This is a genomic window from Sulfitobacter sp. GN1-4 (assembly GCF_055693825.1).
Window position 1 is genome coordinate 3,305,007 of the sequence record NZ_JBVFUQ010000003.1, and the last position, 26,152, is coordinate 3,331,158.

The following is a 26,152-nucleotide window of genomic DNA, read 5'->3' on the forward strand; positions in this document are numbered from 1 at the left end:
GTCATAGAAATCACATCGGCCGGCGTGCGAGCGAGAATATCTGCCCGGTTGGGCCTCCCTTGGGATAGGTCGCCATTTGAAGCGCCATCTGCGCAACCTCATCGGGGTGTTTGACCCGTTCCCATGCGGGCAACCCCTTGGGCAGTGCGTCGGGACCTGCAGATAGAATTGCCTCCGGGCTGCGCTCTTCTCCCAGCTTTGCGTTGTCGAACGTCGCCGTAGCGGTAGGGCCAGGTACAAGGCTGTTCACCTCAATCTCGTGCTGCCAAAGCTCGTTGGCCAAACCGTCGGTCAGCATGTTGAGCGCCGCCTTTGAGACGTGATAGGCACTACTATTGGCCCCTGCCGAATAGCCTTTGCCCGACGTCAGGTTGATGATTTTTGCACCCTGAGGCATCGCATGCACCAAACGGCGGGTCAGCAGGTACGGGCCGCGCACGTTAACTTCCATCGTGTTCCACCAAAGCGCGGGGTCGCTGTCGACGAAGGCACCACGCTCAAGGTAGGCCCCAGCGTTGTTGACCAGCACGTCCACCGCGCTGAATTCGGCCAAGATGTTGCGGGCGAAGGCCTCAACCTCTCCCGGTTCGGCAAGGTCTACAGTGGCAGCAAAACAGCGGCGTCCAAGCGCTTTGATCTGAGCAGCTGTTTCTTCAATCTCAGCCTCGTTTCGGGCGCAAATCGCAACATCCGCTCCGGCTTTAGCGAAGGTCAGCGCAATGGATTTGCCTATGCCGCGACCTGCACCTGTAACAACGGCCACCTTCGCCGAGAGCGGCGTGTCAGTCATTTCGCTTTGCTTCCAATGCCGCCAGTACCGCCGATATCTCAGCCAAACCAGCATCCCAATCCACGGCACCTTTGGCGGAATAATGCGCCATTGGCAGCGCCTTTTGCAGGCTGTCGATCCCGTCCCACAATCGCGTGTCGCAGATCATTACAAACGGCTTACCCTTGGTGGCACGGGCCTCTTCGAACGTAGCTAGCAGTTCGCCAATGTCCGTCCCAGTGATCCGCCGCGTCTTGAACCCGAAGGCCTCAAATTTCTCCGCCACAGGTTCCACGCCCATCACGTCAGCGGCATGGCCGGACGCCTGCATGTCGTTGTTATCAACGATGTAGCACAGGTTATCGAGCTTCTGATGGGCTGCGAACATTGCCCCCTCCCAGACGTTCCCTTCCTGCAATTCGCCGTCAGAGAACAGGCAATAGATCCGCGCATCGGACCCTTGCTGGCGCAGCGCCCAGGCCAGACCCGCCGACTGGCTGGGACCCTGACCAAGCGAGCCTGCCGTCATCTCGAACCCCAATTGCCCTTCAATGGGGCTTTGATCCACCCAGGACCCATCCGCGTTGATCGTGCGCAGATCGTCCATCGTATAGTGACCGCTTTCCGCCAGCGCGCCATAGGTCATGATCGCGTCGTGCCCGTTTGACAGTACGAAGCGGTCGTGAAACCAGCCGTCCCCATCGGGGCGCAATTCGTCAAAGTAAAGCGCCGCCGCGATGTCTGCCAACGCGACGCCTTGCGCTGCGTAGCCGCCCCTCTGTCGGCAGATCTCAAGCACGTTGCGGCGGATCTTAGCGGCGAGGATTTCCAGGTCCAGAACGGTGGTTTTGCGTCTCATCGAGCCACCTCTGCGATCCGTTGCGCCAGGCTTTCTGCATCCAGTCCAAGCTGGGTGCGGATATAGGGCATTGTGCCGCCGGGGGCCCATCGGTTCGGCAATCCCAGCCGGGTGATGCGAGGGCCGCCGCCAACATCGGAGACGATTTCGGCCACCAAGGAGCCCAGACCGGTTACAACTTGATGGTTCTCCACCGTCACAATCTGGTCATGGGCGAAAGCAAAATCCGCCACTTCCTTTTCATTCACCGGTTTCAACGTCGGCACATGCAGTAAGGAGTGATCCACTCCTCGTTGGGTCAGCAGGTCCGACGCCTCCAGCGCCCATTGCGAGCCATGGCCTGTGGAGATGATCCCTATGCCTTTGCCCGTCTTAAGCTGATAGGTCTTGCCCAGCTCAAAGGTAAATTTGTCCGGATCCAGCAGCCGGGGCGTATCCCCACGGTGTCCCCGGATATATGTCAGGCCGGGCAGATCAACGGCGGCATTCACCGCCGCCCGAAAATCAGTTGGGTCCATCGGGTCGATAACCGTCGCATTTGGGATCGCGCGCACCATACCAAGGTCTTCAGCGGCTTGATGGTGGATGCGGGCAGGGTTCGCAATGCCGGGGGTAAACCCGATGGCGATATTTGTGGGGCCCGTTTCACGGTTGGTGCCGGGGCCCGATCCGGTACCCATGCAGATCATCATCTGATCATAGGCGCGCCGGGTGATGTAGCAGGCAAAACAGGTTGCGATGGGGATATACCCCCCTTGGCCACACCTGCGGCCACAGACAAGAGGTTCTGTTCCGCCATGCCCACATCCAGGTGTTGGGCGGGCAGTTCGTTCTTCACCCGCACGACCTGGCAGTACTTGCTCAGATCCGCGCTCATGATCACTACGTCCTTGCGACGCTCGCAAAGGTCGAAACTGATGTCGTCAAAGGGCGCGGGATCAACCTCGCGCGCGCCGGTCAAAAGCATTGGAACCTCATGGAACGTGTGTGGCGTTTGGCAGCAGCACGTTTTCAAGATGCTCCTTTGCCTCGGCGTGGGTCACCCAATCGGGCGGCGGGAAATCAGCGGCCATGTCCCAATCGTCACCCGTAGCGGCCATATGCGCGTCAAGCTGCGCGTCAAAGCCGTCCATCAGCGCGGCATGGGCCGGGTCATCGACCAGATTGCATTGCTCATCGGGGTCCACGCGTTCATCGAACAGATACGCGCGGTGATCTTTGCGCCGCATATAAAGCCAGTCCTTCGTGCGAATGCCACGCTCTGCGTAGGGCGTGTATTCAATCGGGTTGCCTCCTGTCTGGCGAAAGACCTGATACCAGATCGCGTCGCGGTGGTCGTCAGAGGTGCCCTCCAGCACAGGCAGGTAGCTTTGGCTATCGCGCCCTTCGGGCATGTCGATACCAACGAGGTCGAAGAGTGTGGCCATCATGTCGACCCCCACATCAATCATCGCTCCACTGCGATGCGGCTTGAACCGCGCAGGATAGCGGATAATCAGCGGCACATGCATCGCCGCACGGTAAGCCTGATTTTTGATCCCGCAGAACGACCCGTGCTGGCCCAGCATATCGCCATGGTCGCTCAGGAAAATCACTACGGTATTCTCGGCTATCCCCAATGCGTCAAGCTGGTTGAGGAGCCGGCCAAGGTTCCAGTCGATATTATGGATCATCCCATAGTACTCGGCGATGAATTCGCGGATTTCAGCCTCGGTTTCGATCTCGCCCACGGGCTTTGTCTCGTGGCTGCAATGGCTCTTGTGACCCGAGCGCGGATTGCCGCCGCACAGGACGTTTGTCCTGTAGTCCTGCACCTTTCTCTGAAGCTGCGGGTCTGGCACGCCGGGCGGCAGTGGAACTTCTTCCGGCTTGTAGATCCGTCGCAGGTGGTCCGGCATGTCCATCGGAAAATGCGGCGGACCATAGCTGAGATAGCCAAAGAACGGCGCGTCGTTCTGCGCGGCGCTGTCCACGAATTCCATGAATTGGTCGGTCTGGTAGTCCGGTTCATAGCGCGCCGAATGATAAACCTGGCCGTCATCGTCGTAGTAGATGGAAGACTGGTAGTCGTGCCCCCGGTTGAACCCAACAAAATGGTCAAATCCAAACCGTCTGTCGGTCGGCACGAACCCCGGCTTGGGGCCACCTTCCAGATGCCACTTGCCAACGTATCCTGTCTGATACCCTGCATCGCGCAGGTATTCCGCCAGAAACCCTTGCCCACCGCGCAAGGGAAAGTGGTTCTGAATCATGCCGTGGCCCTGCGCGTACTTCCCGGTCAAAACCGAAGCGCGGAAAGGGCAGCAGATCGGATAGCTGGTGTAGGCTTCCTCGAAATGCACGCCTTCGGCAGACAGCCGGTCGATATTCGCCGTTCGGATCAGCGGGTTGCCCGCGCATCCCATCGCGTCATAGCGCATCTGGTCAGCGTAGATGATCAGGATGTTGGGTTGGTTTGTCATGCGTCCTCCGTCCCGCGCTGCAGGCGTGATTTGATCGGCCCCCACAGGATCGTAAGCGCAAGTGCTGCATAGATCGTCAGGCCGATGGGGGTGCTGAAAAACTCCAGCACGGATCCGTCCGCAATGGTCAGCGACTGCCGAAGGGAGTTTTCGAGGATCGGCCCAAGGACAAAGCCAATGGAGAGTGGTGCGATGGAGTATCCCAGCTTGCGCACCACGTAGCCAAGAATACCCGCGCCCAGCAGAACGCTGACATTGAAGAAGGAGTTGGAGACCGAATAGATGCCCACAAAGCTCAGCAACATGACTGTCGGCACGATCACCGAGGTTGGCACCCGGATCAGTTGTGCAGCGAACCGGATCGCCACAAGACCGATAACCATCATCAGAATATTGATCAGGAAAAGCCCGATGAAGATCGCGTACATCAAGTCGGGTTCATCCGAGAACAGCTTGGGCCCCGGTGTCAGACCCTGAATGAGCAGCGCTCCAAGCAGCACCGCAGCGGCGGGGGAGCCTGGCACGCCCAGCGTCAGTGTCGGCACCAACGCGCCGCCAACGGTTGCGTTATTCGCGGTTTCGGGTGCGACGATCCCTTCAGGGATGCCAGTGCCGTAAGCCTCCGGCGTTTTGGAGCGGCGCTTGGCTTCTGAGTAGGCGAAGAATGCGCCAACGGCGGCACCTTCTCCGGGGATGATGCCGATAATGGTCCCGATCAGGGAAGACCGCAGGATGACATCTTTCATTCGTCCCAGCGTTTTCAGCCCCGGCAGCTTTACAGACAGGCTTTCGGTCGAAAACGATACCTTCCGGGCCGCGCGTTCTGCACCAATCAGAACCTCCGACATGGCGAAAAGCCCGACCAGGAAAGGCACCAGCGGCAGCCCTTCATAAAGGTGATAGGTGCCGAAGGTGTACCGCTCCGTCCCGTTGAGCTCATCCAGGCCCCAGGTCGTCAAAAACAGACCCAACGCGCCCATCAACAGCCCTTTGGCAAGGCTTTGCCCGGCGACACGGACAACCACGATCAAACCAAAAACGGAAATGGCAAGGTATTCGCGCGGGCCGAATTTGACCGCCAGGTCCGCCAACAAGGGCGCAATCAATGCAAGGCACACGGCACTGAAAAGCCCGCCGATGATCGAACCGGTCAAGGAAAAGCCAAGCGCCTCGCCGCCTCGGCCCGATTTGAACATCTTGTGGCCGTCTTGCACGGTCGCAATTGCGGCCCCCGTGCCGGGAATGCCCACTGCAATCGCCGAAATGGATCCGCCATAGATCGCGGCCGAGTAGATCCCGAGCAGCAGAACCATGGAGGGGACCGCCTCCATGTAGAAAGTAAACGGCAAGGCCAGTGCAATGGCGATTGGCGGCCCCAAACCGGGCAGAATGCCGATAACAAGCCCAAGGACAATCCCGACGACCAGCAAGGCCATCGTGAACGGGTCTGCCAACAGACCAATCGCGGATAATAGGGCGGCAGTGTCCAACATCAGTTACACCAGTTGAATGCCAAGGCCGTAGGTGAAAATTGCGTAAATGACCGCGGTCAACGCCAGAACAACCACGTAGATTAATGGGGCCCTCACCCACATTGCCAAAAGGCTCAGCGGGCCAAGACAGATCGCCATCGGAACAAAACCAAAGTTGCGCCAGATCGCGTAGCAGACCACAGCAACAACCAGCATCAACAGCCCTTGGCGCGCCTCGGTTGTGTTCGTGAAAACGGTTTCCCCGTCGTCACCACCAACGTGACCGCGCGACAGATACGTGAACCCGACAATCAGGCCACAAAGCCCGATCACGCCCAAGGTTAGCTGCGGAAAGAACTTTGACGGCAAGCCCTGACTTGCCAACAGGCCCGACGTTACAAAGCCTTCTGCCATCCATGCAAAATAGGCTGCGCCACAAAGCAGGACGCAGACAAAGGCAAGATTGGCTGTTCTTTGGTTCAGCATCGGGGCCTCTTGGTGTCAAACACGCCGCGCAGGCAATATGCCCGCGCGGCGTCGTACAGTGGGCAAGTCCGCTTACTTTTTCAGCAAGCCTAGCCCATCCAGCAAAGGCGAATAGAGGTCGATACCCGACTGGATCAGCGCTGTGGTCTCCTCAACCCCGTGGGTCCAGTCATAGCTGACCGCCTTGGGCACCTTGGCGATGAATGCTTCTTCGCCCATGGATTTTGATGCTTCCAGCAGCTTGTCCACGATTTCCTGCGGGGTGCCTGCCTTCACGGCCAGACCGCCATGTACCCACGTGCCCGCTTCTTTGCCGGGGAACGCCTCACCGACAGTGCGAACGCCCGGCAGATCCTTTTCGTAGTAGGGTTTGCGGGTGTTATCGAGGATGATCAACGGGCGGATTTCATCGCCGTAGGCGTGGATCGAGGCGACCTGACCCACGGCCACGTCAACCTGACCACCGATCAGCCCCGCCAACGTTGCCGGAACAGTCTTGAGCGCAATGGTGTTGAACTCCAGCCCGAATTCCGATGCCATTTGCACGGCTGACAGGTTGGGCGGTGCGCCAAAGTTGTTCACACCCATGTTCAGTTTGTTGGCCTTTGCACCTTCGATGAATTCTTCGAAGGTCGTGTAGGGGCTGTCAGCGCGCACATAAAGCGCGTTGGATGCCGAGATACCTGCATAGAGCGGGATAAAATCCTCAAGCGGGGTGTAGGGCGTTTCGCGGGTCAGCGGTACAACCATGAAACTGGGCGGCGACCAGTTGAACACAGTGTAGCCGTCGGCGGGTGCTTCCAGAACGCTCATGGTCGCCGGGATGTGCGCGCCGCCAGGCTTGTTCACGACATTCACCGGAACGCCCAACGCCTCGCTGAGCACCTCGGCATTCATGCGCGCCACGATGTCAGCGTTTCCGCCAGCACCAAAAGATACAACGTAAGTGATCGGCTTTTCCGGCCACTCGGCTAAGGCAGCCCCGGCGCTCAGCCCAAGCGCCGCAATCCCCACGGCCGCCATTTTGAATAGTTTCATGTTCAGAAGCCCTCCCTGCTTCACCACGGCCTTTGCGGCACTAATGGTCTAGATGTATATACCTTTCTGCAACGAAATTTCAGAGTCAAGCCCGCTGTGGCTTACGTAGCCCCGGTGGAGAATTCCATTTCCAGCTCCAGAAGGTCTCCGGGGTAGGTCAGCGCGGCCGAATAAATCAGCGTATCATCTTCGCTCAGGAATTCCCGAAGCACCCTAAAAACGGCGGAATTGACCTTGATCCCCAATGCCTGTGCCATCGCGAAATCGGCATAGGAGATCGTCACTTTCTGCCGAGCCTTGTGAATGCTCACACCCAAATCCTTGAGCACAGAGACAACGATTTCCTGCGCAAACCGCTCAGGCGCGCGTTCGAAAACCTGATCATCAAGCTTGATGTCGACCTGGCAAAACGGCTTTCCCGCGCGGGCGTGAATGCGTCGCATCGACCTAAGATAACGGCCATCTGCGTCTTTTTCGATGATCGCGTCTGTCTGCCGCACCGAGACCTCCAACTGATCGACCATGGTGTAGATCTGGGAAATATCAGCTTCCATATGCATGGTGTGCCGCGGGGCCATTTTGACCGATTTGACGAATGTGCCTTTGCCGGAATGCTTTTCGATCAGGCCTTCGTCCTGCAGCGTGTTCATCGCCTGCACCACGGTCATCCGCGCCACGCCCAGTGTCTCGGTCAGCTCCCGCAGGGCCGGTAGTTTCGCCCCAGCGGGCAGCTCGCCAGACATGATCTGATGCCGCAGCACTTCTGCCACCTCGGCATGCAGCGGGACGGCAGTGCGCTTCATCGCCTGAAGATTCATATTGACAATATCCCCTAATCAATAGGTACAAAGGTCCATACCTTTCATATGGTAGCATGGCCCTAACATGAATGCGAAACACAATCTTTCGGAGCTGGAGGCGATTGCCACGCGATTGCGCCTGCATGTCGTGGACATGATTGCACCATCAGGTCAGGGATATGTGCAGCAAGGGCTTGGCGCGGCGGACATTTTTACAGCGCTCTATTTCGCAGAAGCCACCATGGAACCGGCCAATCCGGATTGGCCTGACCGAGACCGGGTGTTCCTGACGACGGCCCACAACACCGCCATCTTCTATGCAACGCTGGCCGAGCGCGGCTTCTTTCCGATCGCGGATCTGAAAACCTACGTCACGGATGGCTCGACGCTCGAGATCAACTCTTCCGAGCGCATGGGCCCTTTCGTCGAGGCGACCTGCGGGTCTCTGGGGCAAGGTCTATCAGTGGCCATCGGCTGCGCGCTGAGTGCAAAGCGACAGGGGCGTTCGGCCAGGTTCTATGTGATTGTTGGCGACGGCGAGATGCAGGAAGGCCAGATTTGGGAAGCCGCGATGTTTGCCGGGGCGAAGGGGCTCGATAACCTTGTGTTCATTGTTGATTACAACTTCGTCCAATCCGAAGGCCCAATGGATCTGGTGATGAACCTTGAGCCGCTCATGGACAAAATGGAGAGCTTTGGCTTTGCCTGCCAGGAGATTGACGGCAATGATATAGGCGCGCTGCTTGGTGCGTTCGACACCGCCCGCTCAACCAAGGGCAGGCCCAGTTTCATCAAGGCCAACACCCTTATGGGCAAAGGTGTCGCGTCCCTTGAAGGGCTGATGTTCCACCAATTGCGCTTCCCGCCCGAGGTCGCAGCCTCTGCCCGCGCCGAGTTGGAGGCGCAGCAATGAGCACCTTGTCCCAACTCGAAGCCGCGGACTTTATCAACCGGTCGTTCAAACCCCTGCCGCGCGCTTATGGCGATGCGCTGGTTGAGGCCGCTCAGGCTGATCCGCGCATCGTCGCCTTGTGTGCCGATCTGGTGCCGCCAACGGAAACTGATCGCTTTCGCGATGAACTGCCAGAACGGTTTCATAATGTCGGTATCGCCGAGGCCAATATGATCGGGATGGCCGGCGGTATGGCGCGCTCTGGCGAGATCCCGTTCTGCCACTCCTTCTGCGCCTTCATTACCAAACGTGTGCTGGACCAGATCACCATGCAGGCCGCGTACCCGAACCTGCCGGTCAAGATCGTTGGCTTTCTGCCGGGCGTGGCCACTTTGCTGGGCGTGTCACATCAGGCGATTGAAGACGTGGCGATCCTGCGCGCGGTGCCGAACATGGCAATTTTTGAACCCTCCGGCCCGGAATACCACGCCGCGATGGTCAAACTAGCGCTAGACTGGGACGGCCCGGCTTACCTGCGCATGAAGCGCCCCGAAAGTACGCCGCCTGAATTCACGCCCAAGACACTTGAAGTTGGCAAGGGCGTGATCCGGCGGGAGGGGTCCGATCTGACAGTCATCTCAGCAGGCCTGTGCGTGTCAGAGGCGCTGCAGGCGGCAGAGACCCTCGCCGCTGAAGGTATTCATGCGCGGGTGATCGACATGGCTTCGATCAAACCCATCGACGCGGACCTTATCATCGAAAGTGCTGCTAAAACGGGCGCGATTGTCACGGCTGAAAACCACAACATTATCGGCGGGCTTGGCTCTGCTGTAGCCGAGGTTCTGATGGACGCAGGAATTGGCCTGCCGTTCAAACGCATTGGGGTGCAGGACCGCTTTTGTGAGGGTGGCACAACGTCTTATCTGATGAATAAATTCGGCCTCGACGCACCTGCAATTGCCGACGCAGCGCGCGGTGTCACGCAAAGAAAGAAGGGATGAGCCATGAGCTTTCGCTATGAATTCGGCTCAGGGTCAGAGGCCTTTGAGACCGTCAACCCCCCCAACCCCTCGGAAAAGATCGGGCGCTATGGGATCATGCAGCCGGACGCGCTGGCCAAGGTCATCAAACAGGCCAATGTCGCGCAGGCAGAATGGGCAAAGGTGCCCGGCTTGGAACGCTCTGCCAGGTTGAACGCGTTTATCGACGCGGTGGAGGCGCAAGCCGACACATTGGCCACCGCGGGTACACTGGAACAGGGCAAACTGTTCCGGGAAAGTAAAGGCGAGACGATGAAATCCTGCGCCGAGGGCCGGTTTTCCGTGGGAGAGGCCGCACGCATGGGGGCCATGGCGATTGCTTCGGGACGGGCGGGGTTTTCCAACCAGATCCTGCGCCGTCCACGCGGCGTGATCTTTTGCATCAGCCCTTGGAACTTTCCGATCTCAACGCCCATGCGCAAGATTTGCCCGGCCCTGGCCTTTGGCAATGCGGTGGTGATGAAGCCCTCGCAATTCACGCCCGGCGCGAATTTCCTGCTGGCAGAGATTGCATCGGAGTTCTTTCCCAAAAATCTGATCCAGGTCGCCATGGTGTCTGGCAGAGTTGCAAGCGAGGCAATTGCTTCTGGCGACATTCACGGCGTCAGCTTCACCGGCTCGGTCCCGACCGGAAAACTGGTCTATTCGGCGGCTGCACAAAACCTGATCCCTGCTCAGCTGGAACTTGGGGGCAAAAACGGTGCGATCCTGAATGACAGCGATGATCTGGAGGGGGCAATTACCCAGATCATGGGGGCGGCTTTCATGACGTCCGGGCAACGCTGCACGGCAATCAGCCGGGTGATTGTGCATAAGGATTTGGCGAAAGAGGCCAAGGACATTCTGGCGGCAAAGGCCGCGGCGATGAAGATGGGTCCAGGGCTTGAGCAAAGCTCTGACATTGGCCCTTTGTGCAATCAACCGCATTGGCAGGACGTTTGCGATGTGACGGCCAAGGCCATCGCCGAGGGTGCCAAGCCTTTGATAGGTGGATCAGCGCCAGGTGCACCGGAAGACGGGTATTTCTACACCCCCACCGTTCTGGATGATGTGCAGCACAATTCAATTGCTGGGCAGCAGGAAATCTTCGGGCCTGTCCTGTCTGTTCTTGAATATGACACCTTCGATCAGGCGATGGAGATGCTGAACGGCACCGAGTTTGGCCTGACTTCTGCCCTTTTTTCCAACCGAAACGACTTGATCCAAAGGTTCCTGAATGAAAGCCAGAACGGCATGATCCATGTCAACCACGGCACCGTGCCGGACAACAATATGCCCTTTGGCGGGATCAAGAATTCAGGCGTAGGCGCCTACAGCGTGGGACCGACGGCGGTGAATTTCTACACGTCCGAACACGCGGCCTACGTCGCCTACTGATATGCAGTTCACGCGGCCCATCACACTGGCGCGCATTGAGGCGATACCGGTCCGCGCGTCGGGAGGTGTCTCTCCCAAGATGGCGCTTGGCACAATGCCAACGCGCCCGGCGTTGCTGGTGCGCGTCGAAGATGACGCAGGCTGTTTCGGCTGGGGTGAGGTCTGGGCGAATTTTCCGCCACGGGCCAACCTGCACAAGGCGCATATCATCGAAGACGTGATTGCGACGCATCTGGACGGGCTGTCGTTCTGCGATCCGCGCGAGGTGCAGGAGAGGTTGCGTGCAAAGCTCTCTGTCTTTTTCCTGCATGTGGGGCAGTGCGAGGTGTTCGAACATATCCTCGCAGGCATTGACACGGCGCTCTGGGATCTTGCGTTGCGCAGCGCGGGCATTTCATTTGCGAAGTTCATGGACCTGCCCACGCCAACGGCGAATTCCTACGCCACCTCAATCAATGCTGAAGACCTCGACAGGTTGATCCCCCATCATGCCAGCCTGGGGCAGACCTATTTCAAACTGAAGATCGGTTTTGCCGAACACGGCAACGCAAAGATTGTCGAACGGGCTGCCGGACTTTGCCCAAAGGGTTCAAGGATCATGGTAGACAGCAACCAAAGCTGGACACTGAACGTGGCTCAAACCGCCTTGCAGACCATCGAAGACTTCGCCCCATTCTTTGCAGAGGAGGCCCTGCGCGCAGATGCCCCTGCGCAAGATTGGGAAACCTTGGCGACCGCAACCAGTATCCCGCTTGCTGGGGGCGAAAACATCTATGGTATCGACAACTTTCTGACGATGTCCCGCGCCGGGATGCGGGTTTTACAGCCCGACGTGGCGAAATGGGGTGGCATCTCCGGGGCGCTCGATTTGGCTGAGGCTGTCCCCGATGACATTCTGATCTGGCCCCATTTCATGGGCACGGCCATTGGACAGGTTGCAGCCTTGTCCATCAGCGGGGCGATCGGGAACAGGTCGTCGTGTGAAGTAGACGTAAACGAAAATCCGCTCAGAACCGCGCTTTGTGGTGATGCAATCGACATCCAAGAGGGTTGCGTCGGCCTGCCTTCAGATCCCGGACTTGTTGTCCCACCAAGCCCTGAGGCACTGGATAAATTTGTTGAGAAAGTCGCATAATCCAATGACACTTCAAGGCTGGCTCACCCGCTTTTCGGAGGCCGTGGGCAAAGATACCGCGGATGACATCGCAGGCCTCTTTGCAGCCAAAGGTTTCTGGCGCGACTACCTCCCTTTTGGCGGAACCCTGCAAACCATCGAAGGGCGGGAGGCCATTGTGGCATTCGGCGCATCACATGGAGCAAAGGCAGGGTTTCAGAATGCGGTCGTGGAGGACGCGGACCAATCGGCTGAAGGCTTCTTTCGTTTCAACACAACGGAAGGCCCGGGGCGCGGATATTTGCGGCTTTCACAGGGGGTGTGCGACACGCTGTTTACGCAGCTGGAGGGGTTAAACACGCCTTCCAGTGGCAGGGCGCAAACCGATGTGCCTTTCGTTCTCGTGGTGGGTGGCGGGCAGAGTGGTCTCGCCTTGGGCGCGCAACTTGCCGATCTAGGGGTGCCCTACATTATCGTCGACAAGTATCCCCGCGTCGGGGACCAGTGGCGATCTCGGTATGACAGCCTCGTCCTTCATGATCCGGTTTGGTACGATCACTTGCCGTTCAAGCCATTCCCAAAGGATTGGCCCGTCTTTACGCCCAAAGATCAGATGGGGGACTGGTTGGAGCAATACGCGGATGACCTGAACCTCAACATCTGGATAAGCACGGAACTGACGTCTGCCACGTTTAAAGCTGACAGTGGCAGTTGGTCAGTGCAACTGATCCGGGACGGCGACGCGGTCACCTTGGAGCCCACCCATATAGTCATGGCGACAGGTCTTTCCGGGTTTCCGAACGTGCCGACATTCCCTGGGCAAGACGTTTTTGCCGGCACCCAAATGCACTCCAGCGCGTTCAAGCTGGGGCCACAGTTTGCGGGGCAGGATGTGGTCGTGGTCGGTGCCAACAACTCCGCGCATGATATTGCCTCTGATCTTGTATCCGTCGGTGCCCGTCCGACGCTGCTTCAGCGATCTTCCTCACTGGTTGTGCGGCAAGAAGACTACTGCGAAAGGGTCCTGGGCCCTCTTTACTCAGCCGAGGCCGTGGCGAACGGGATCACCACGGACAAAGCCGACATCCTTCAGGCTTCCGTACCGCTGCGCTTGCTCGAACCGCGCCACCGCGCGATATGGGATAATATCCGCGCAGATCAAAGCGCCTACTACCAACGCCTGACAGACGCCGGTTTTACGCTTGATTTTGCAGAAGATGGCACGGGGCTGGGCATGAAGTACCGTCGCACCGCATCGGGCTATTACATCGACGTAGGCGCTGCTGAGATGGTGATGGACGGGCGTATCGCTGTCCAGTCCGGGCGCGGCATCAGTCACCTTTCTGAGCACGCCGTGCATCTGGAGGATGGCAGCACGCTGAAGGCTGATGCCGTGGTCTATGCCACCGGCTATGGCGACATGACCGACTGGGTGGCCAAGTTCATGGACCGCGAAACCGCAGACCGGGTGGGTCCCTGCTGGGGCTACGGATCGGGCACCAAGGGTGACCCCGGACCGTGGATCGGTGAGTTGCGCAACATGTGGGTCGAAACGGCACAACCGGGATTGTGGTTCACAGGAGGGAACCTGAGCCAGGCGCGATACTTCTCCCGTCTGTTGGCGCTGCAATTGGCGCAAAGGTTTCGCGCATGAACCGCTTGGATGGCAAAGTCGCGCTCATCACCGGCGGCGCACAGGGCATGGGGGCTGCGGAAGCCGCCTTGTTCGTGGAGGCTGGTGCTACGGTCATCATCACAGATGTGGATGTGGACAAAGGTCAGGCTGTCGCAGCAGACATTGGGTCCAAATGCGTTTTCATTGAACAGGATGTCTCTGCTGAGGCTGACTGGAACCAAGTGATCGCCAACATCACCCGAGATCACGGACGCCTCGATGTTTTGGTCAACAACGCAGGCATTTTTCGTGTTGTGAGCCTTGAGAAGACCTCGATTGAGGACTGGCACAGCCAGGTGGCCATCAACCAGACCGGCACTTTTCTTGGAATACGAAGTGTTGCCCCGCTGATGAAGAAACAACAGGCGGGCAGCATCATCAATTTGTCCTCGATCGCTGGGCTTGCTGGTGCCCCACGCGCACCTGCCTATGCCGCAACCAAATGGGCTGTTCGCGGTCTGACTAAATCAGCCGCATTAGAGTTTGCACCCTTTGGCATCCGCGTCAATTCCGTCCATCCAGGCTTGATCGACACCCGAATGATGAGCGAATTGGACGAGACAGCAGATGAGCGAGACGCACGAGTCCCCCTGGGGCGACAGGGTACGGTCGATGAAGTCGCCCACATGGTGCTGTTTCTGGCGTCTGACGATTCAAGCCATTGCTCAGGGCACGAGTTTGTCGTTGACGGGGCCATGAAGGCATGACGGCTGAAAATGAGTAGCGCGACTTTGGTGTATTTGTGATTGTCCGCTTTTGTTATCCTTACCAAATCGGTTTCCATCCGCAGCGAACGATCGGATTCCGCCCCTAGTCCCACTATCCCAGATATATCAACTCACCTCCCCGGCCTCATGACGGGACCTCTCGGCTGAACGGGTGTAACGGGTGGCGGTAGTTTGTGATCCATCACTGCCAGTCTTGTGTTCCGCTCCCTGCACCTGCCTTACGTTCTGTTATTATTGTTTTTTCTATTAGTGATGATCTCTTACCATGGATTACCCTAGATAGAGGCCCTGTCAGGCTCCCCAGACTGGGTATCCCCACACCCGTTCCACCCGCTGGACCCGTGTAGGCCCCAGTGCGTGCCCCTCTCAACGAAAGGTCCTAGCTAGGGGTGTGGCAGCGGTGAAGCCGCTGTCTCTGAGTCTCGGGTCGGACGCTCTTTTTGGGCGTCTGACAGCACCGGCGAAAGCCACCCCTTTTGAGGGCCCCAACTACCGCCCGGGAATTGTGGTCATCATCATAAAAATGCCCCCTAAAGTGCCCCCTTTTTCCGACTGCCTCCGCTAAGCACAAGAAGGGTATGGAAAGACACGGTCTCCTACCATCCCAGCCACTTCTTCCTTACATGATCATTGATGCGCCTGAGTGATGCTCTCGGGCCAGAAATGCCCCCGAAAATGCCCCTGATCGTGCTGTCGGCCATTGCAGTGGTAGGCTTAGACCATACTTGAAATAGGTATGAGTAATGGAAGCGAAGAGACAGGGGGGCAAGAAAAAGGAAGAGGCCCCAACCCGAAAGGCTCTCCGAAACACCTAGCTAAGGCCGGCCTTCATGGTCCTAGGAGACTGCATGACCAATGAGATAGAGGATCCGTGGCATTCTAGGCCCCTGGATGTGCATCGGTGGTCTGATCTCTCAGAGGTGGTGGTGGAGGGGTCGGCGTTCTAGCGCCAATCTGTAAGTTGTCTGACGCAAATTTCGGCTGATAGCTCGCACTGCTGCGATTGATCTAGAGACAGCTCTGGGCCGTGATTGGCTGTGGTCTTGGCATCGCAAAACGGAATGCTGCGCCGCCTCGGAAGTCGGCTGTGAGCCCAAAGCGGCGGATGCTGTAGCATGCGCGAATGTCGCCCATTCAGAATGCGTTAGAGCGCCGGGCCCCGCCATTAGAATTGCTACAGAACCCAGACTGACCAAGCGAGCCGGGTGCGCAAAAGGTCCGCTTTACGGTTTTTTTACCTGGCGCTACGATGGAAGACCACACGAGAAGGCTGCCAAGTTCGATGCCGCACGAAGAAACCTCAAATCTGCTGATCATCATTTCAGATGAGCATCGGAGAGACGCGATGGGATGCGCAGGGCATCCTATCGTCAAAACCCCGAACCTGGATGCCCTCGCCGCGAACGGAGCGCATTTCACTAATGCCTACACGCCGTCGCCCATGTGCGTGCCCACACGGGCTGCCATTGCGACAGGAGATCATGTTCACAAAATCCGCCATTGGGACAGTGCCTCACCCTATGACGGCAAGGTACGCAGTTGGATGCGCCATTTGCGTAATGAAGGCGTAGAGGTCGTGTCGATCGGAAAGTTGCATTTTCGATCGAGCGACGATGACAACGGGTTCTCCAAGGAAATCCTTCCCATGCATGTGGTGGGAGGTATCGGCTGGCCCGTGGGGCTGCTACGTGAAACATTGCCCGCCTACGACACGGCAGAACTGGCAGCGGATGTAGGCTCTGGCACCAGTACCTATACGGAATATGATCGCGAGATCACCGCGGCGACAGAGGACTGGCTGAATGAAAAGGCGGGTTCTCAGAACTCATGGGCTGCATTCGTATCGCTCGTGAGCCCGCACTATCCTCTGACATGTCCCGATGACTTTTATGCGATGTACGATCCCACCCAGATGGACCTGCCGGTGGGCTATGCAGACCGGTTCCAACCCGAACATAGCGAGCTGAAAAACGTGGCAGAGTTTTTCGACTATGACCGCCATTTTGACGAGGCAAAAATGCGCGAGGCCAAGGCGGCCTACTACGGGTTGACCAGTTTTATGGATGCTTGCGTGGGGCGCATCCTCAAGGCGCTTGAGGCAAGCGGTCAGGCTGAGAATACCGTGATCGTCTATGTCTCGGACCACGGCGATATGATGGGCGATCAGGGCTTTTGGACCAAGCAAGTCATGTACGAACAATCCGCCGGTGTCCCGATGATCGTTGCAGGGCCTGGTGTGCCACAGGGGCGGCGGGTGAGAACGGGCGCGTCGCTGCTGGATGTGGCCGCCACAGCGCTGGATGTGACCGGGGTTGCGCATGATGACCAGAGCCGCGCGTTGCCAGGGGTGTCCTTGCGCGCGCTGGCGAATGCAGAAGATGACCCCGATAGAACGATCCTGAGCGAATACCATGACGGTGGCTCGACCACCGGCACCTTCATGCTGCGCTGGCAAAACTGGAAATATGTGCATTATGTCGGACACGAGCCACAGCTTTTCGATCTGGACGCCGACCCCGACGAGATGCGCAATCTCGCTGCATTGCGGCCAAACCACCCCAACACAATTGCGGCGCTGGCGGAAGGCGAAGCCCGTTTGCGCAAAATCTGCGACCCCGATGCGGTGAATGCGTTGTGCTTCGCCGATCAGAAAGCAAGGATCGCTGACCTGGGTGGAGAAGACGCCTGCCTGAACGCCTATGTCTTCAACCACACACCCACACCAACTGAACAGGCAAAAATGGGCGAAGACAAATCCCTGTGACCTTAAGTTGTCGTTGCAATGGACGCGTCAGGTTGTCGGATAGCCTAAACGTTCGCATTTGAACGGTGGCATATGCTGATTTAGACAGCAGCCGTTGACTTCAGCGAAACGCAGGTCCGCTCTGTCCTTATGCCGAGAGCCGCAAAGAACACTGTGTCGGTCGTCAAGGGTATGACGTGGCTTACGGGGCACTCCGCCGATAATACCTGACTGTCGTGAACTATGAGCGGCCGTTCAGATCATTCGGACGAATGGCAACTAAGTCCCTCAGAGCGGCCAATCAACCTAGTTAGGCATTCTGACCGGTTCGACCGAAAGCGGGCGCTCAAACAGTGTGCAGCGAACGCCTGCGTGGAGCCCATACTTACCAAATGCCGCACAATGCACAAATGGGAGCGAAGCGCTGAAACCTGACGTCGGCTAAGCCGGAGTGGGCCCATGCCACTCGCTCAACTTGAGTACCGAATGCTGACCATGCAACCAGCTTGGCATGCCGGCGTTCGAAGGGGGCGTCCGCGCCGACCCCTCAGGCGGTTCCAACGCGTGGTTGATCCGGCAGAACCTCCTCTGGCCGCGCGTGCACGAATTCCAACAGCTTCTTCTGGATATCTGCGGCATCGCGCGCGCCGAACAGATTGTTCAACTCACCCGGATCATTCTGCAAATCGTAGAGTTCGCCGTCCTCAGAAAGGAGATCAACCGTCAGTTTATGAGTTCTCGTACGCACAGTACGTAGTTCAAGCGCGACACCAACGCGCCCCGGTCCCAGGCCCCATTCGTTTCTGGCAAAGTCGCGTTTGGCATCCCCTTCGATCAACGGGCGCAGGCTTGTCCCGTGCTGGTCAAGCAGCGGTTCGGCGGCACCGTAGTCAAAAAACGTCGGGCCAAGATCGATGGTCGATACCGGCTCGGACACCCGTTTGCCTTCAGGAACGCCGGGGCCGCGCACGATCATGGGCACACGCAACAGCCCCTCGTAATGCATCGGCCCCTTCAGGATCAGCCCGTGATCGCCAAGCCAATCGCCGTGATCCGAGATGTAGATCACGATGGTATTCTCATCGAGGCCAGTTTCGCGCAGCGCGTTCATCAAACGGCCCACCTGATCGTCGATGAGTGCGATCTGACCATAGGTATTGGCGATGATTTCGCGAAGCTGTTCATCTGTTTGGGGTGCGATGCGGCTGTAGTTTTTGCGGATATCTGCAAATTTCGGATCCGTGGGTTCACCTTCGACAGCAGCTTTGTGCCACCACGGTTTGCCTTCGTAACTGCGCGTGCGGTTCTCGGGCAGGTCTACCTCAGCGGGGTCATGCAGGCGCGACCAGGGCTCGGGGCAGTCAAACGGGTGATGGGGATCAGGAAAGCTGACCCATGTGCAAAACGGCTTGTCAGTGTCTCGCCCGTGTCTGAGCCATTCGATTGCCCGATCAGCTGTCCAGGGGGAGTTGTGAAAAGCAACAGGCAATTTGGAATGCCAAACCTGTGCGGCCCCCTTCGTGTCGCCAGCGTTCTCCCACATCAATTTTGTGCGTTCATCGCCCCGGCCATCTGCATGATAGAAGCGTTCGTAGTGATGCCCGGCGGGCGGTTTTTCCGGTGCCCACCAATTATGGCCGACGAGCATAAGCTCTAGGTGCTCGAACCCCATGTAAGGCCCGTTCCAATCCGCAGGATAACGCGCGGAAGAACGCAGGCACTCAGGCGTGCCGGTTGGCTCATATGTGTGGTAGGTCGAGAAATGTGCCTTGCCGAAGAAGCTTGTCTGGTACCCTGCAGCGGACATCCCTCCGGCAAAGCCCTTTTCGCCAATGGCCGGGTCAAGATCTATACCGTTGTCATGCACGCCATGGGTGCGGCACAGCTGACCGGTCAGAATTGAGGCACGCGCCGGTTGGCACACCACGGAAGGCGTGATGCAGGCGTCGAAGTATGTGCCGTCTGCTGCCAACTGGTCCAGATGCGGGGTCTTGACCTTGCGCCCCATGAAACCAAAGCAGTCGGCGCGTTGCTGATCGGCTGAAATCAGCAGGATGTTGGGACGGCTCATGTTGCTCTCTTTCTGCTGCGTGCGGCGTAGATGATGACCCCGACAGCCATCGCCATCAGGACGGCGGCGATTGGATTGTTAAACAGGAAAAACGGATCATTGCCCGTGGCCGAATAGGCCTGACGTGCGGTCTCTTCCAGCCTGCCACCAAGGATAAACGCAATGACGAACGGCAGCGGCGACATCGCGATGACACGCATCAGGTATCCCAGCACGCCAAAGCCAAGGGCGAACCAAATCGCCTCGATCCTGGTTTCCTGAACGTAGATGGCGGTCAGTGTGAGCAGCAAAACTGACGGCAGCAGGATCTGTTTGGGGATGCGGATCATAATGCCCATGGAGCGCATAAACAGCCCCCCGATCGTCCAGTTCAGCAGGTTGGCGAAAACCATCGCGGTAAACAGACCGAAAGCGATGACCAGTTCCGTGTTCACCTGCTCGGCTGAAAATTTGAAGACGGATGGCCCCGGGTTGAAACCACCGATTGACTCCATGGCAAGGATCAGAAAAACCGCTGCCGCATTGCCGGGGATGCCAAGGGACAGAACAGGGATCAGATTTGCGCCCGAAACCGACGAATTCGCAGCCTCGGTCGCAGCAATACCTTCCATTGCTCCTTCACCAAATTTGGTTTGTTCCGGCGCATTGCGTTGATCGTGACGAGCCTTTCCCACCGTATAGCCCAGCGTCGCGGCAAGCGTTGAACCGACACCAGGGAGCGCGCCAATGGTCGTCCCAATCACGGCGGACCTTGCGATGTAAGGAAACAGGCGGCGCACATCGGCCCAGTGCAGCCGTTGATCACCGCTGTCCGAGACAGAGGCAATCGTGCCTTTGCTTTGTCGCTCGCGCCAAAGGTCATCGAGACCTTTGAATACCGCACCGATGATCAGAACCCCAAGGACAGAGGTCGCAATGGGAAAGCCGCGCGCCAGTTCCTGCGTGCCCATGGACAAGCGCGGGTAGAAGTCCTCGCCTGTGCCGACGTAAACGGCCAACAGGCCAAGTCCGGTAGAGATCAGGCCCTTGGCCGGGGAGCCGCCGATCACCGCTGCGATGAAACTAAGCGACAGGATCAGCAAGGCCGTTTTCTCTGGCAGGTCCAGATAGGCCTCGACCAGAATGGCAAGGAACGGCGCACAGACAAACAGCACGATATCCGAGAACGTATCTCCCGAGGCGGAGGACAGGTGCGCCACACGCAACGCTTTCTTTGCCTTGCCGCGCTGTGCCATTGGATAGCCGTCCAGCGTCGTCATATAGGCGTCTGGTGTGCCGGGCGTATTGAACAGGATCGCGGGCACGGCACCGCCAACGGTGGCTCCTTTCATGATCCCAATCAGAAAGCCGACCACCGGCAGCATGGCATCGGGGTGATATCCGAAAACCGAAATCAAAATAGGCAATGAAATCGCCATGGCCACAGGCCCTGCCATCCCTGGCGTGGCACCCACCATGATCCCAAGCAGAAACCCTGCCAGGATCATCACCAGGGTGATGGAAACCGGCAGGCCCAGAATGGCAAGCGCTTCGGGCCCTTGGAAAACGGCCAAGACGCCAAGCCAGATGTAGTCCAGCACGGTCATCAGACGTCGCCGTTTGGTGGCAGCAGAAGATCTTCGAAGGGAAGATCATAGATGACGATCAGAGCCAACACGACGCAGATGCTGATCACCACATTACGCCCCGAAAACCTGCCTTCGACATGTGAGATCAAGCCGGAGACGATGAAGGTGCCTCCCAGGAAATAGCCGATGTATTTCCAGGGCGCGCTGTCGCGCAGCAGCCTGTATTCACCCCCATCCTGCACCATATAAGCAGCCAGTGGCCCCGCATAAAGCATGATCAGAAATCCGACGACAAGAATGCCAATCTGGATGCTGATGAACTTTACATTCTCCGAATTCAACCTGGGCTGGCTTGTGTCCTTCCGTTCGAAAACAAACAATAGGACGCCGCCAACTCCCACGAAGAAGGCCGCGACAGTCGGGGCGAGTGCATCGCCGATGACTGTGCGCCTGCGGACCTTCTCAATCAGTCCGGTTTCCACATCCAAGGGTATCCATACGAAAGCGACAAGCGCAGCAAAGCCAATGCAAATGATGCTCAGAAACATATTGCTGCGGGATATCGGCGGCATGTCAACTCCAGAGAGAAAATCGGCCCGGACGCGATGCCGGGCCGATATGTAGACGCGCTGACCTCAGATTACTCGGCTGAGGCTTCCAGCAATGCACCTGCGTTCGAATAGGCATCCGCGATGAAAGCGTCGAGTTCATCACCGGTGCGTAGATCAATGCCGCCAAATGCTTTGTTGATAAAGCCGCCTGCCTTTGATCCGTCGGCTGTCACAACCTCGGCAATCGCGGCGGCGATGGCGTCACGCGCGGCAGGGTCCATATCGCCCGGACCTGCGATCAGGAACATTGTGTCGTTCGGGAACTGCGACCCAAACTCGCTCAGGTTCGGCGCGTCAGGTGTGCCCGCAAGAGGGCCGGTTTTGGCGGATGCGAGTTCGACCATGTCACCAGCCGCAACGGCACGGGCCTGAATGCCAGCGCCAAATCCAACGTCCATGTCACCTGCTGTAAGCCCGTTCATGACGGCCTTGCCACCGCGCACTGAGACGATGTTGAATTCGACGCCGTTTTCCTTGCCCACCACATAGGCAAGATCGGCCAGCGATGGGCTCATGACGCCAAAGCGGATTTCCTCTCCACCTTTCGCGGCGGCGATGACATCGGCAAACGTCTTGTAGCCCTTGGACGCCATCGACACGACGGCCATCTGGCTGCCTGCCGTCGTTGTAATTGCAGTAGCAATACTCGGCTCGCCAGCATCAGCAGCGGCCAGGTTGTACCCCAGGGTTTCCGTCACAATCATCGCAATCGAAGTGCCGTCCTTGGGCTCACCTTGCAGCGCCTTCACGGCGTTGAGACCACCTTTGCCGGTCACTTGCTCTGGAATAATCTTCCAGCCCTTGGCGACCTCCAGCTCTTCCGCGATCATACGCGCTTGGGTGTCAGCGCCGCCACCCGCTGCAAAAGCGATCATCAGTTTGATCGGCCCCGGTGGTGTCCAATCGTCAGCCTGAGCACCAGTTGCCAGTGCGGTCAGGCCAATGGCCGCAACCGCAGCTTTCACGATCTTTTTCATGTTTTCCTCCCTGTTTCCAAAACTCAGCCACACTTTAGTGGATGGGTCAACAAAAAGATTGACCCATCCACTAATGGTCTGCATCTTTGCGGAACAGCAAGGGACGAAATTCGCATGGAGCAAGAGAAGTTTGTTGGCTTCGCCGACCCTGAAAGTGAACTGCCACTCCGGCGGTTTGTCACCTACCGTATCTCTCGTGTGCAAGCGAAGCTTAATGCGCAAGCGTCTCGTATCTTGCATAAGACAAGCGGGATTACATTGACCCAATGGCGGGTGATCGCCCTGGTCGGTGCGGCGGGACAAACCCAATCATCGAAACTGTCAAAAGAAGCCGCTCTGGACAAGGGGTTGCTCAGCAGGAACCTCAAGACATTGATCGAACAGGGAGTGGTTGCATCAAGGACTGACTCAGGAGATCACCGCGTACAAGTTCTCAGTTTGACAGACAAAGGGCGGGCGATTTTTGAGAAAACCCTTCCTGTTACGCGCGCAAGGCAAACGCAACTGCGCGAAGGTTTGACTGACGAGGAACTGCGGGTGTTTCACAAGGTCCTGGATCACCTCGAAATCGCAGCCGAAAAGTAAAGACGCCTCATGACCCAGTCGAATTTCCTTGTGATCATGTCCGACGAGCATCAAGCGAGGGCTATGGGATGTGCTGGTCATCCCATAGCGCAGACGCCCAACCTTGATGCGCTTGCGGCACGCGGCATGCGCTTTACCGACGCTTATACGCCGAGCCCGATCTGTGTTCCTGCGCGCGCCAGCTTTGCCACCGGAAAATACGTCCATCAAAACCGGCTTTGGGACAATGCGATGCCCTATATCGGCGATCCAAGGGGATGGGGGCACGCATTGCAGGCAAAGGGTTTCCCGGTCGAGAGCATCGGCAAGCTGCACTACCGGGATGAGGCCGACCCAGCTGGGTTTGATGTCGAGCATATCCCGATGCAGGTGGTGGGTGGCGTTGGCATGGTCTGGGCGTCGATCCGCAAAGAAAATGAGCGTATCTCTCCCCCGGTGGCGGACGTATGTTGGGCAAATACATCGGGCCTGGTACTTCGCCGTACACCGATTATGACGCCTCCGTCACGGCAAGAACCAAAGAGTGGCTGCAAGGCCGTGCGGAATCAAAAGACGATCGGCGATGGTGTTTGTACGTGGGCCTTGTCGCCCCGCATTTCCCGTTGGTGGTTCCACAGGAATTTTATGATCTCTATCCGCTTGATCGGCTTCCAGACGTAAAGCTGCACCCCAATACAGGGTACAAACGACACCCTTGGGTGGAAAAACAAAACGCCAGCATGGACAGTGAATCAAGGTTCGACAGTCCCGAGGAGCGTTTGCGCGCAATGGCGTCATACTATGGTCTCTGCAGTTGGTTGGATTACAACATCGGCCAGATCCTGCAGGCGCTGGAGGCGGCTGGAATGTCCGAGGATACGACGGTCGTCTATACGTCGGATCACGGCGACAACGTTGGGGCGCGCGGATTGTGGGGCAAGTCAAATTTCTATCAGGAAAGCGTCCACATTCCGATGATCATGGCGGGGCCGGATGTCGCGACTGGTACCTGCAATACGCCGGTGAGCCTCGTCGATCTGTCAAAAACGATCGCAAATCATTTTGGTGCCGACATCGAAGCAGCCCAAGGTGCGCAGTCGTTGGCGGACATTGCCAAGCAGCCGGATGATCCCGAGCGACCCATTCTCAGCGAATACCACGCTGCGGGGGCGGTGTCGGGCGGATATATGCTGCGCAAGGGCCGTTGGAAGTTCAACTACTACATCGGCTTTCCGCCCGAACTCTTCGATCTGGAAGAGGATCCGGAAGAGTTGGTCGATCTGGCATCCGATCCCACGTGCGTGGACGTCTTGAAGGAACTGGATGCGGCATTGCGCAACATCTGCGACCCGGAAGCCGTAAATGCACAGGCTTTCGCTGATCAGGCGGCCTTGATCGAGCATTATGGTGGCCGAGAAGCTGCGTTGAAACTGGGCGCACCCGGAGCGACGCCGCCGCCAAAGGCGGGAGCATGACGTGAAACTCACTGTATTGGGGTCCGGCTCGCCTGAGGCCTATGCCCGCCGCGCTTCATCCGGCTACCTGATCGAGGTGGGTGAGGACCGCATTCTGTTTGATTGTGGTGGCGGCGTTGTCGACAATCTGATCCGGTCGGGTCGTCTGCCAAAAGACATCACGCATCTCTTCTTCACGCACTATCACACCGATCACATGATGGATTACGCGCGTTTGGTGCATGCAGCATGGGATGAAGGCGCAAGACCGCTCAAGGTTTTTGGGCCCAAACCGCTAGCCGCGATAACCGCAGGGTATTTTGGGCCAAACGGCGTTCTGAGCCATGATCTCCGAGCGCGGACCGAGCTGCCCCAAAGTCAGCAAGTCTGGACAGCACGCGGCGGGACACTCCCACGACCATGGCCTGCGCCAGAAATAACAGAGATTGAGCCGGGTTTTGGTTACGATGGGAACGACTGGCGACTGACCTCTGCGCAGGCGACCCATGCGCAACCGATCCTTGAGTGTCTCGGCTTCGCGTTAGAGGCTGAGGGCAAGAAGTTTGTCTATTCCGGTGACACAGGGATCAATCTTGAGATCACCGAGCTATGCCGGGACGCCGATCTCCTTGTTCATTGGTGTTATCGCGGAAGTGGCGAGATCCTGCACCCTTCCTTGATGGCGTTCAGCCCTGATCCGGGCGAAATCGCGCGCATGGCGGCAAGCGTTGGGGTGAAACGCGTGTTCCTGACGCATTTCCGAATTCACATGGATTCCGAAGAAGGTCACACGAAGGCGCTGGCCGACTTGGCGGCAAATTTTGATGGTGACGCTGGTATCGTTGAAGATCTGGACACGTTCGAGATTTGAAACCCGGAGAACCCGACGTGACAGAATATGATGATAAATCATGAGGGTGGCTGCCTGTGTGGCAAGATTAGGTATTGCGTTCAAGATGACCCGTTGCACGTAACAATTTGCCACTGCAAGTTCTGCCAGAGGGCAACCGGCAGTGCGTTCCTGATTGAACCAATCTTTCAAGACCACGATTTTCGACTGCTGGCAGGGCAACCGAAGGCCTATGCGCAAACCTCGGTCACCAGTGGGAAAAAACTGACCGTGAATTTTTGTGCGGACTGTGGAACAAAATTGTTTAACACGCTGGAAAGGCTGCCCAGTGTGGTGCCCGTCTATGGCGGGACATTTGATGACCCGAATTGGTTTGAAAGATCACCGAAGGTGGCCCGACACATCTTTGCGTCTTTCGCCCAAAGAGGCACACTTCTTCCGGCGCACTACGACGTTTTCGCGCAAAGAGCCGTTCTTGATGATGGCACGAAGGCAATACCAACCATTTATGAGGCGCCATTCGAAGTTCCTTAGCCATTGGATTGCAGACATACGTCTGCGCTCTTGTTGCTGTCCAAGTGACGGTTTGCCTCTCCAAGAAT

At 57.7% G+C, this 26,152-nt stretch carries 24 protein-coding genes and 1 pseudogene; 12 read left to right on the top strand and 13 right to left on the bottom strand.

Annotated features, from left to right (window positions below):
- Positions 1-10: 10 nt before the first annotated feature.
- The 9 genes from ACZ1HM_RS16880 to ACZ1HM_RS16920 form a co-directional block, all read right to left on the bottom strand.
- Positions 11-790, bottom strand: a complete 780-nt coding sequence (locus ACZ1HM_RS16880) for an SDR family NAD(P)-dependent oxidoreductase (protein ID WP_472743811.1) — start codon at positions 788-790, stop codon at positions 11-13.
- Positions 783-1,628, bottom strand: coding sequence for a transketolase (locus tag ACZ1HM_RS16885; RefSeq protein WP_472743812.1), 846 nt, complete (start codon positions 1,626-1,628; stop codon positions 783-785). The genes ACZ1HM_RS16880 and ACZ1HM_RS16885 overlap by 8 nt, the downstream gene beginning before the upstream one ends.
- Entirely contained in the window at positions 1,625-2,308 is a 684-nt protein-coding gene (locus ACZ1HM_RS16890) for a transketolase C-terminal domain-containing protein (protein ID WP_472743813.1), read from the bottom strand. The genes ACZ1HM_RS16885 and ACZ1HM_RS16890 overlap by 4 nt, the downstream gene beginning before the upstream one ends.
- Before the next feature lie 8 nt (positions 2,309-2,316).
- On the bottom strand, positions 2,317-2,595 hold the full coding sequence (locus ACZ1HM_RS16895; protein ID WP_472743814.1) for a hypothetical protein: 279 nt from the start codon (positions 2,593-2,595) through the stop codon (positions 2,317-2,319).
- Between the two features lie 7 nt (positions 2,596-2,602).
- Complete coding sequence (locus ACZ1HM_RS16900; RefSeq protein WP_472743815.1) at positions 2,603-4,090, bottom strand: sulfatase family protein; 1,488 nt, start codon at positions 4,088-4,090, stop codon at positions 2,603-2,605.
- Positions 4,087-5,583, bottom strand: a complete 1,497-nt coding sequence (locus ACZ1HM_RS16905; protein WP_472743816.1) for a tripartite tricarboxylate transporter permease — start codon at positions 5,581-5,583, stop codon at positions 4,087-4,089. Before ACZ1HM_RS16905 ends, ACZ1HM_RS16900 begins: the two co-directional genes overlap by 4 nt.
- Before the next feature lie 3 nt (positions 5,584-5,586).
- Complete coding sequence (locus ACZ1HM_RS16910) at positions 5,587-6,048, bottom strand: tripartite tricarboxylate transporter TctB family protein (protein WP_472743817.1); 462 nt, start codon at positions 6,046-6,048, stop codon at positions 5,587-5,589.
- 72 nt (positions 6,049-6,120) lie between these two features.
- A complete protein-coding gene (locus ACZ1HM_RS16915) occupies positions 6,121-7,086 on the bottom strand; it encodes a tripartite tricarboxylate transporter substrate binding protein (RefSeq protein ID WP_472743818.1) in 966 nt (321 codons plus the stop codon).
- Between the two features lie 101 nt (positions 7,087-7,187).
- Complete coding sequence (locus ACZ1HM_RS16920; protein ID WP_472743819.1) at positions 7,188-7,889, bottom strand: GntR family transcriptional regulator; 702 nt, start codon at positions 7,887-7,889, stop codon at positions 7,188-7,190.
- Between the two features lie 82 nt (positions 7,890-7,971).
- Between ACZ1HM_RS16920 and ACZ1HM_RS16925 the strand changes: the two genes are divergently transcribed.
- The 7 genes from ACZ1HM_RS16925 to ACZ1HM_RS16955 all read left to right on the top strand — a co-directional run bounded on the left by ACZ1HM_RS16925 (position 7,972) and on the right by ACZ1HM_RS16955 (position 17,476).
- The gene (locus tag ACZ1HM_RS16925; RefSeq protein ID WP_472743820.1) at positions 7,972-8,799 is read left to right on the top strand and encodes a transketolase; all 828 of its coding nucleotides are present in this window, start codon (positions 7,972-7,974) and stop codon (positions 8,797-8,799) included.
- On the top strand, positions 8,796-9,779 hold the full coding sequence (locus tag ACZ1HM_RS16930) for a transketolase family protein (protein WP_472743821.1): 984 nt from the start codon (positions 8,796-8,798) through the stop codon (positions 9,777-9,779). The genes ACZ1HM_RS16925 and ACZ1HM_RS16930 overlap by 4 nt, the downstream gene beginning before the upstream one ends.
- A gap of 3 nt (positions 9,780-9,782) precedes the next feature.
- Positions 9,783-11,195, top strand: coding sequence for an aldehyde dehydrogenase family protein (locus tag ACZ1HM_RS16935; protein ID WP_472743822.1), 1,413 nt, complete (start codon positions 9,783-9,785; stop codon positions 11,193-11,195).
- Between the two features lies 1 nt (position 11,196).
- Complete coding sequence (locus tag ACZ1HM_RS16940) at positions 11,197-12,330, top strand: mandelate racemase/muconate lactonizing enzyme family protein (protein WP_472743823.1); 1,134 nt, start codon at positions 11,197-11,199, stop codon at positions 12,328-12,330.
- A gap of 4 nt (positions 12,331-12,334) precedes the next feature.
- Positions 12,335-13,963 (top strand): flavin-containing monooxygenase, encoded by a 1,629-nt coding sequence (locus tag ACZ1HM_RS16945; RefSeq protein ID WP_472743824.1) that lies wholly within the window; start codon positions 12,335-12,337, stop codon positions 13,961-13,963.
- Positions 13,960-14,691: an SDR family NAD(P)-dependent oxidoreductase gene (locus ACZ1HM_RS16950; protein WP_472743825.1), complete on the top strand. Its 732-nt coding sequence runs from the start codon at positions 13,960-13,962 to the stop codon at positions 14,689-14,691. The genes ACZ1HM_RS16945 and ACZ1HM_RS16950 overlap by 4 nt, the downstream gene beginning before the upstream one ends.
- Positions 14,692-15,994: 1,303 nt before the next feature.
- Positions 15,995-17,476 carry a sulfatase-like hydrolase/transferase gene (locus tag ACZ1HM_RS16955; protein ID WP_472743826.1) on the top strand — a complete coding sequence of 494 codons (1,482 nt, stop codon included), beginning with the start codon at positions 15,995-15,997 and terminating at the stop codon, positions 17,474-17,476.
- A 526-nt stretch (positions 17,477-18,002) separates the two neighbouring features.
- On the opposite strand, the gene ACZ1HM_RS16960 is transcribed toward ACZ1HM_RS16955, so the two are convergent.
- The 4 genes from ACZ1HM_RS16960 to ACZ1HM_RS16975 all read right to left on the bottom strand — a co-directional run bounded on the left by ACZ1HM_RS16960 (position 18,003) and on the right by ACZ1HM_RS16975 (position 22,682).
- On the bottom strand, positions 18,003-19,526 hold the full coding sequence (locus tag ACZ1HM_RS16960; RefSeq protein WP_472743827.1) for a sulfatase-like hydrolase/transferase: 1,524 nt from the start codon (positions 19,524-19,526) through the stop codon (positions 18,003-18,005).
- Positions 19,523-21,112 (bottom strand): tripartite tricarboxylate transporter permease, encoded by a 1,590-nt coding sequence (locus tag ACZ1HM_RS16965; protein ID WP_472743828.1) that lies wholly within the window; start codon positions 21,110-21,112, stop codon positions 19,523-19,525. The genes ACZ1HM_RS16960 and ACZ1HM_RS16965 overlap by 4 nt, the downstream gene beginning before the upstream one ends.
- The gene (locus ACZ1HM_RS16970; RefSeq protein WP_472743829.1) at positions 21,112-21,582 is read right to left on the bottom strand and encodes a hypothetical protein; all 471 of its coding nucleotides are present in this window, start codon (positions 21,580-21,582) and stop codon (positions 21,112-21,114) included. Before ACZ1HM_RS16970 ends, ACZ1HM_RS16965 begins: the two co-directional genes overlap by 1 nt.
- A gap of 152 nt (positions 21,583-21,734) precedes the next feature.
- The gene (locus ACZ1HM_RS16975) at positions 21,735-22,682 is read right to left on the bottom strand and encodes a Bug family tripartite tricarboxylate transporter substrate binding protein (protein WP_472743830.1); all 948 of its coding nucleotides are present in this window, start codon (positions 22,680-22,682) and stop codon (positions 21,735-21,737) included.
- Positions 22,683-22,796: 114 nt separating this feature from the next.
- Between ACZ1HM_RS16975 and ACZ1HM_RS16980 the strand changes: the two genes are divergently transcribed.
- The 5 genes and pseudogenes from ACZ1HM_RS16980 to ACZ1HM_RS17000 all read left to right on the top strand — a co-directional run bounded on the left by ACZ1HM_RS16980 (position 22,797) and on the right by ACZ1HM_RS17000 (position 26,084).
- Complete coding sequence (locus ACZ1HM_RS16980; RefSeq protein ID WP_472743831.1) at positions 22,797-23,267, top strand: MarR family winged helix-turn-helix transcriptional regulator; 471 nt, start codon at positions 22,797-22,799, stop codon at positions 23,265-23,267.
- 63 nt (positions 23,268-23,330) lie between these two features.
- Positions 23,331-23,522 (top strand): annotated as a pseudogene (locus ACZ1HM_RS16985) (sulfatase-like hydrolase/transferase); the annotation flags it as partial.
- Positions 23,523-23,713: 191 nt separating this feature from the next.
- Positions 23,714-24,721, top strand: a complete 1,008-nt coding sequence (locus ACZ1HM_RS16990) for a sulfatase-like hydrolase/transferase (RefSeq protein ID WP_472743832.1) — start codon at positions 23,714-23,716, stop codon at positions 24,719-24,721.
- Position 24,722: 1 nt separating this feature from the next.
- Positions 24,723-25,571, top strand: coding sequence for an MBL fold metallo-hydrolase (locus ACZ1HM_RS16995; RefSeq protein ID WP_472743833.1), 849 nt, complete (start codon positions 24,723-24,725; stop codon positions 25,569-25,571).
- 30 nt (positions 25,572-25,601) lie between these two features.
- Positions 25,602-26,084 carry a GFA family protein gene (locus tag ACZ1HM_RS17000; RefSeq protein ID WP_472743834.1) on the top strand — a complete coding sequence of 161 codons (483 nt, stop codon included), beginning with the start codon at positions 25,602-25,604 and terminating at the stop codon, positions 26,082-26,084.
- Positions 26,085-26,152: the final 68 nt, after the last annotated feature.

Bases quoted from the DNA above. Each gene is read 5' to 3' on its own strand.
- ACZ1HM_RS16915 (WP_472743818.1), bottom strand. From the start codon at position 7,086: ATGAAACTATTCAAAATGGCGGCCGTGGGGATTGCGGCGCTTGGGCTG.
- ACZ1HM_RS16965 (WP_472743828.1), bottom strand. From the start codon at position 21,112: ATGACCGTGCTGGACTACATCTGGCTTGGCGTCTTGGCCGTTTTCCAA.
- ACZ1HM_RS16910 (WP_472743817.1), bottom strand. From the start codon at position 6,048: ATGCTGAACCAAAGAACAGCCAATCTTGCCTTTGTCTGCGTCCTGCTT.
- ACZ1HM_RS16895 (WP_472743814.1), bottom strand. From the start codon at position 2,595: ATGCTTTTGACCGGCGCGCGCGAGGTTGATCCCGCGCCCTTTGACGAC.
- ACZ1HM_RS16955 (WP_472743826.1), top strand. From the start codon at position 15,995: ATGCCGCACGAAGAAACCTCAAATCTGCTGATCATCATTTCAGATGAG.
- ACZ1HM_RS16900 (WP_472743815.1), bottom strand. From the start codon at position 4,090: ATGACAAACCAACCCAACATCCTGATCATCTACGCTGACCAGATGCGC.
- ACZ1HM_RS16980 (WP_472743831.1), top strand. From the start codon at position 22,797: ATGGAGCAAGAGAAGTTTGTTGGCTTCGCCGACCCTGAAAGTGAACTG.
- ACZ1HM_RS16885 (WP_472743812.1), bottom strand. From the start codon at position 1,628: ATGAGACGCAAAACCACCGTTCTGGACCTGGAAATCCTCGCCGCTAAG.
- ACZ1HM_RS16890 (WP_472743813.1), bottom strand. From the start codon at position 2,308: ATGGGTACCGGATCGGGCCCCGGCACCAACCGTGAAACGGGCCCCACA.
- ACZ1HM_RS16960 (WP_472743827.1), bottom strand. From the start codon at position 19,526: ATGAGCCGTCCCAACATCCTGCTGATTTCAGCCGATCAGCAACGCGCC.
- ACZ1HM_RS16940 (WP_472743823.1), top strand. From the start codon at position 11,197: ATGCAGTTCACGCGGCCCATCACACTGGCGCGCATTGAGGCGATACCG.
- ACZ1HM_RS17000 (WP_472743834.1), top strand. From the start codon at position 25,602: ATGATAAATCATGAGGGTGGCTGCCTGTGTGGCAAGATTAGGTATTGC.
- ACZ1HM_RS16945 (WP_472743824.1), top strand. From the start codon at position 12,335: ATGACACTTCAAGGCTGGCTCACCCGCTTTTCGGAGGCCGTGGGCAAA.
- ACZ1HM_RS16920 (WP_472743819.1), bottom strand. From the start codon at position 7,889: ATGAAGCGCACTGCCGTCCCGCTGCATGCCGAGGTGGCAGAAGTGCTG.
- ACZ1HM_RS16950 (WP_472743825.1), top strand. From the start codon at position 13,960: ATGAACCGCTTGGATGGCAAAGTCGCGCTCATCACCGGCGGCGCACAG.
- ACZ1HM_RS16880 (WP_472743811.1), bottom strand. From the start codon at position 790: ATGACTGACACGCCGCTCTCGGCGAAGGTGGCCGTTGTTACAGGTGCA.
- ACZ1HM_RS16975 (WP_472743830.1), bottom strand. From the start codon at position 22,682: ATGAAAAAGATCGTGAAAGCTGCGGTTGCGGCCATTGGCCTGACCGCA.
- ACZ1HM_RS16935 (WP_472743822.1), top strand. From the start codon at position 9,783: ATGAGCTTTCGCTATGAATTCGGCTCAGGGTCAGAGGCCTTTGAGACC.
- ACZ1HM_RS16930 (WP_472743821.1), top strand. From the start codon at position 8,796: ATGAGCACCTTGTCCCAACTCGAAGCCGCGGACTTTATCAACCGGTCG.
- ACZ1HM_RS16990 (WP_472743832.1), top strand. From the start codon at position 23,714: ATGTTGGGCAAATACATCGGGCCTGGTACTTCGCCGTACACCGATTAT.
- ACZ1HM_RS16925 (WP_472743820.1), top strand. From the start codon at position 7,972: ATGAATGCGAAACACAATCTTTCGGAGCTGGAGGCGATTGCCACGCGA.
- ACZ1HM_RS16905 (WP_472743816.1), bottom strand. From the start codon at position 5,583: ATGTTGGACACTGCCGCCCTATTATCCGCGATTGGTCTGTTGGCAGAC.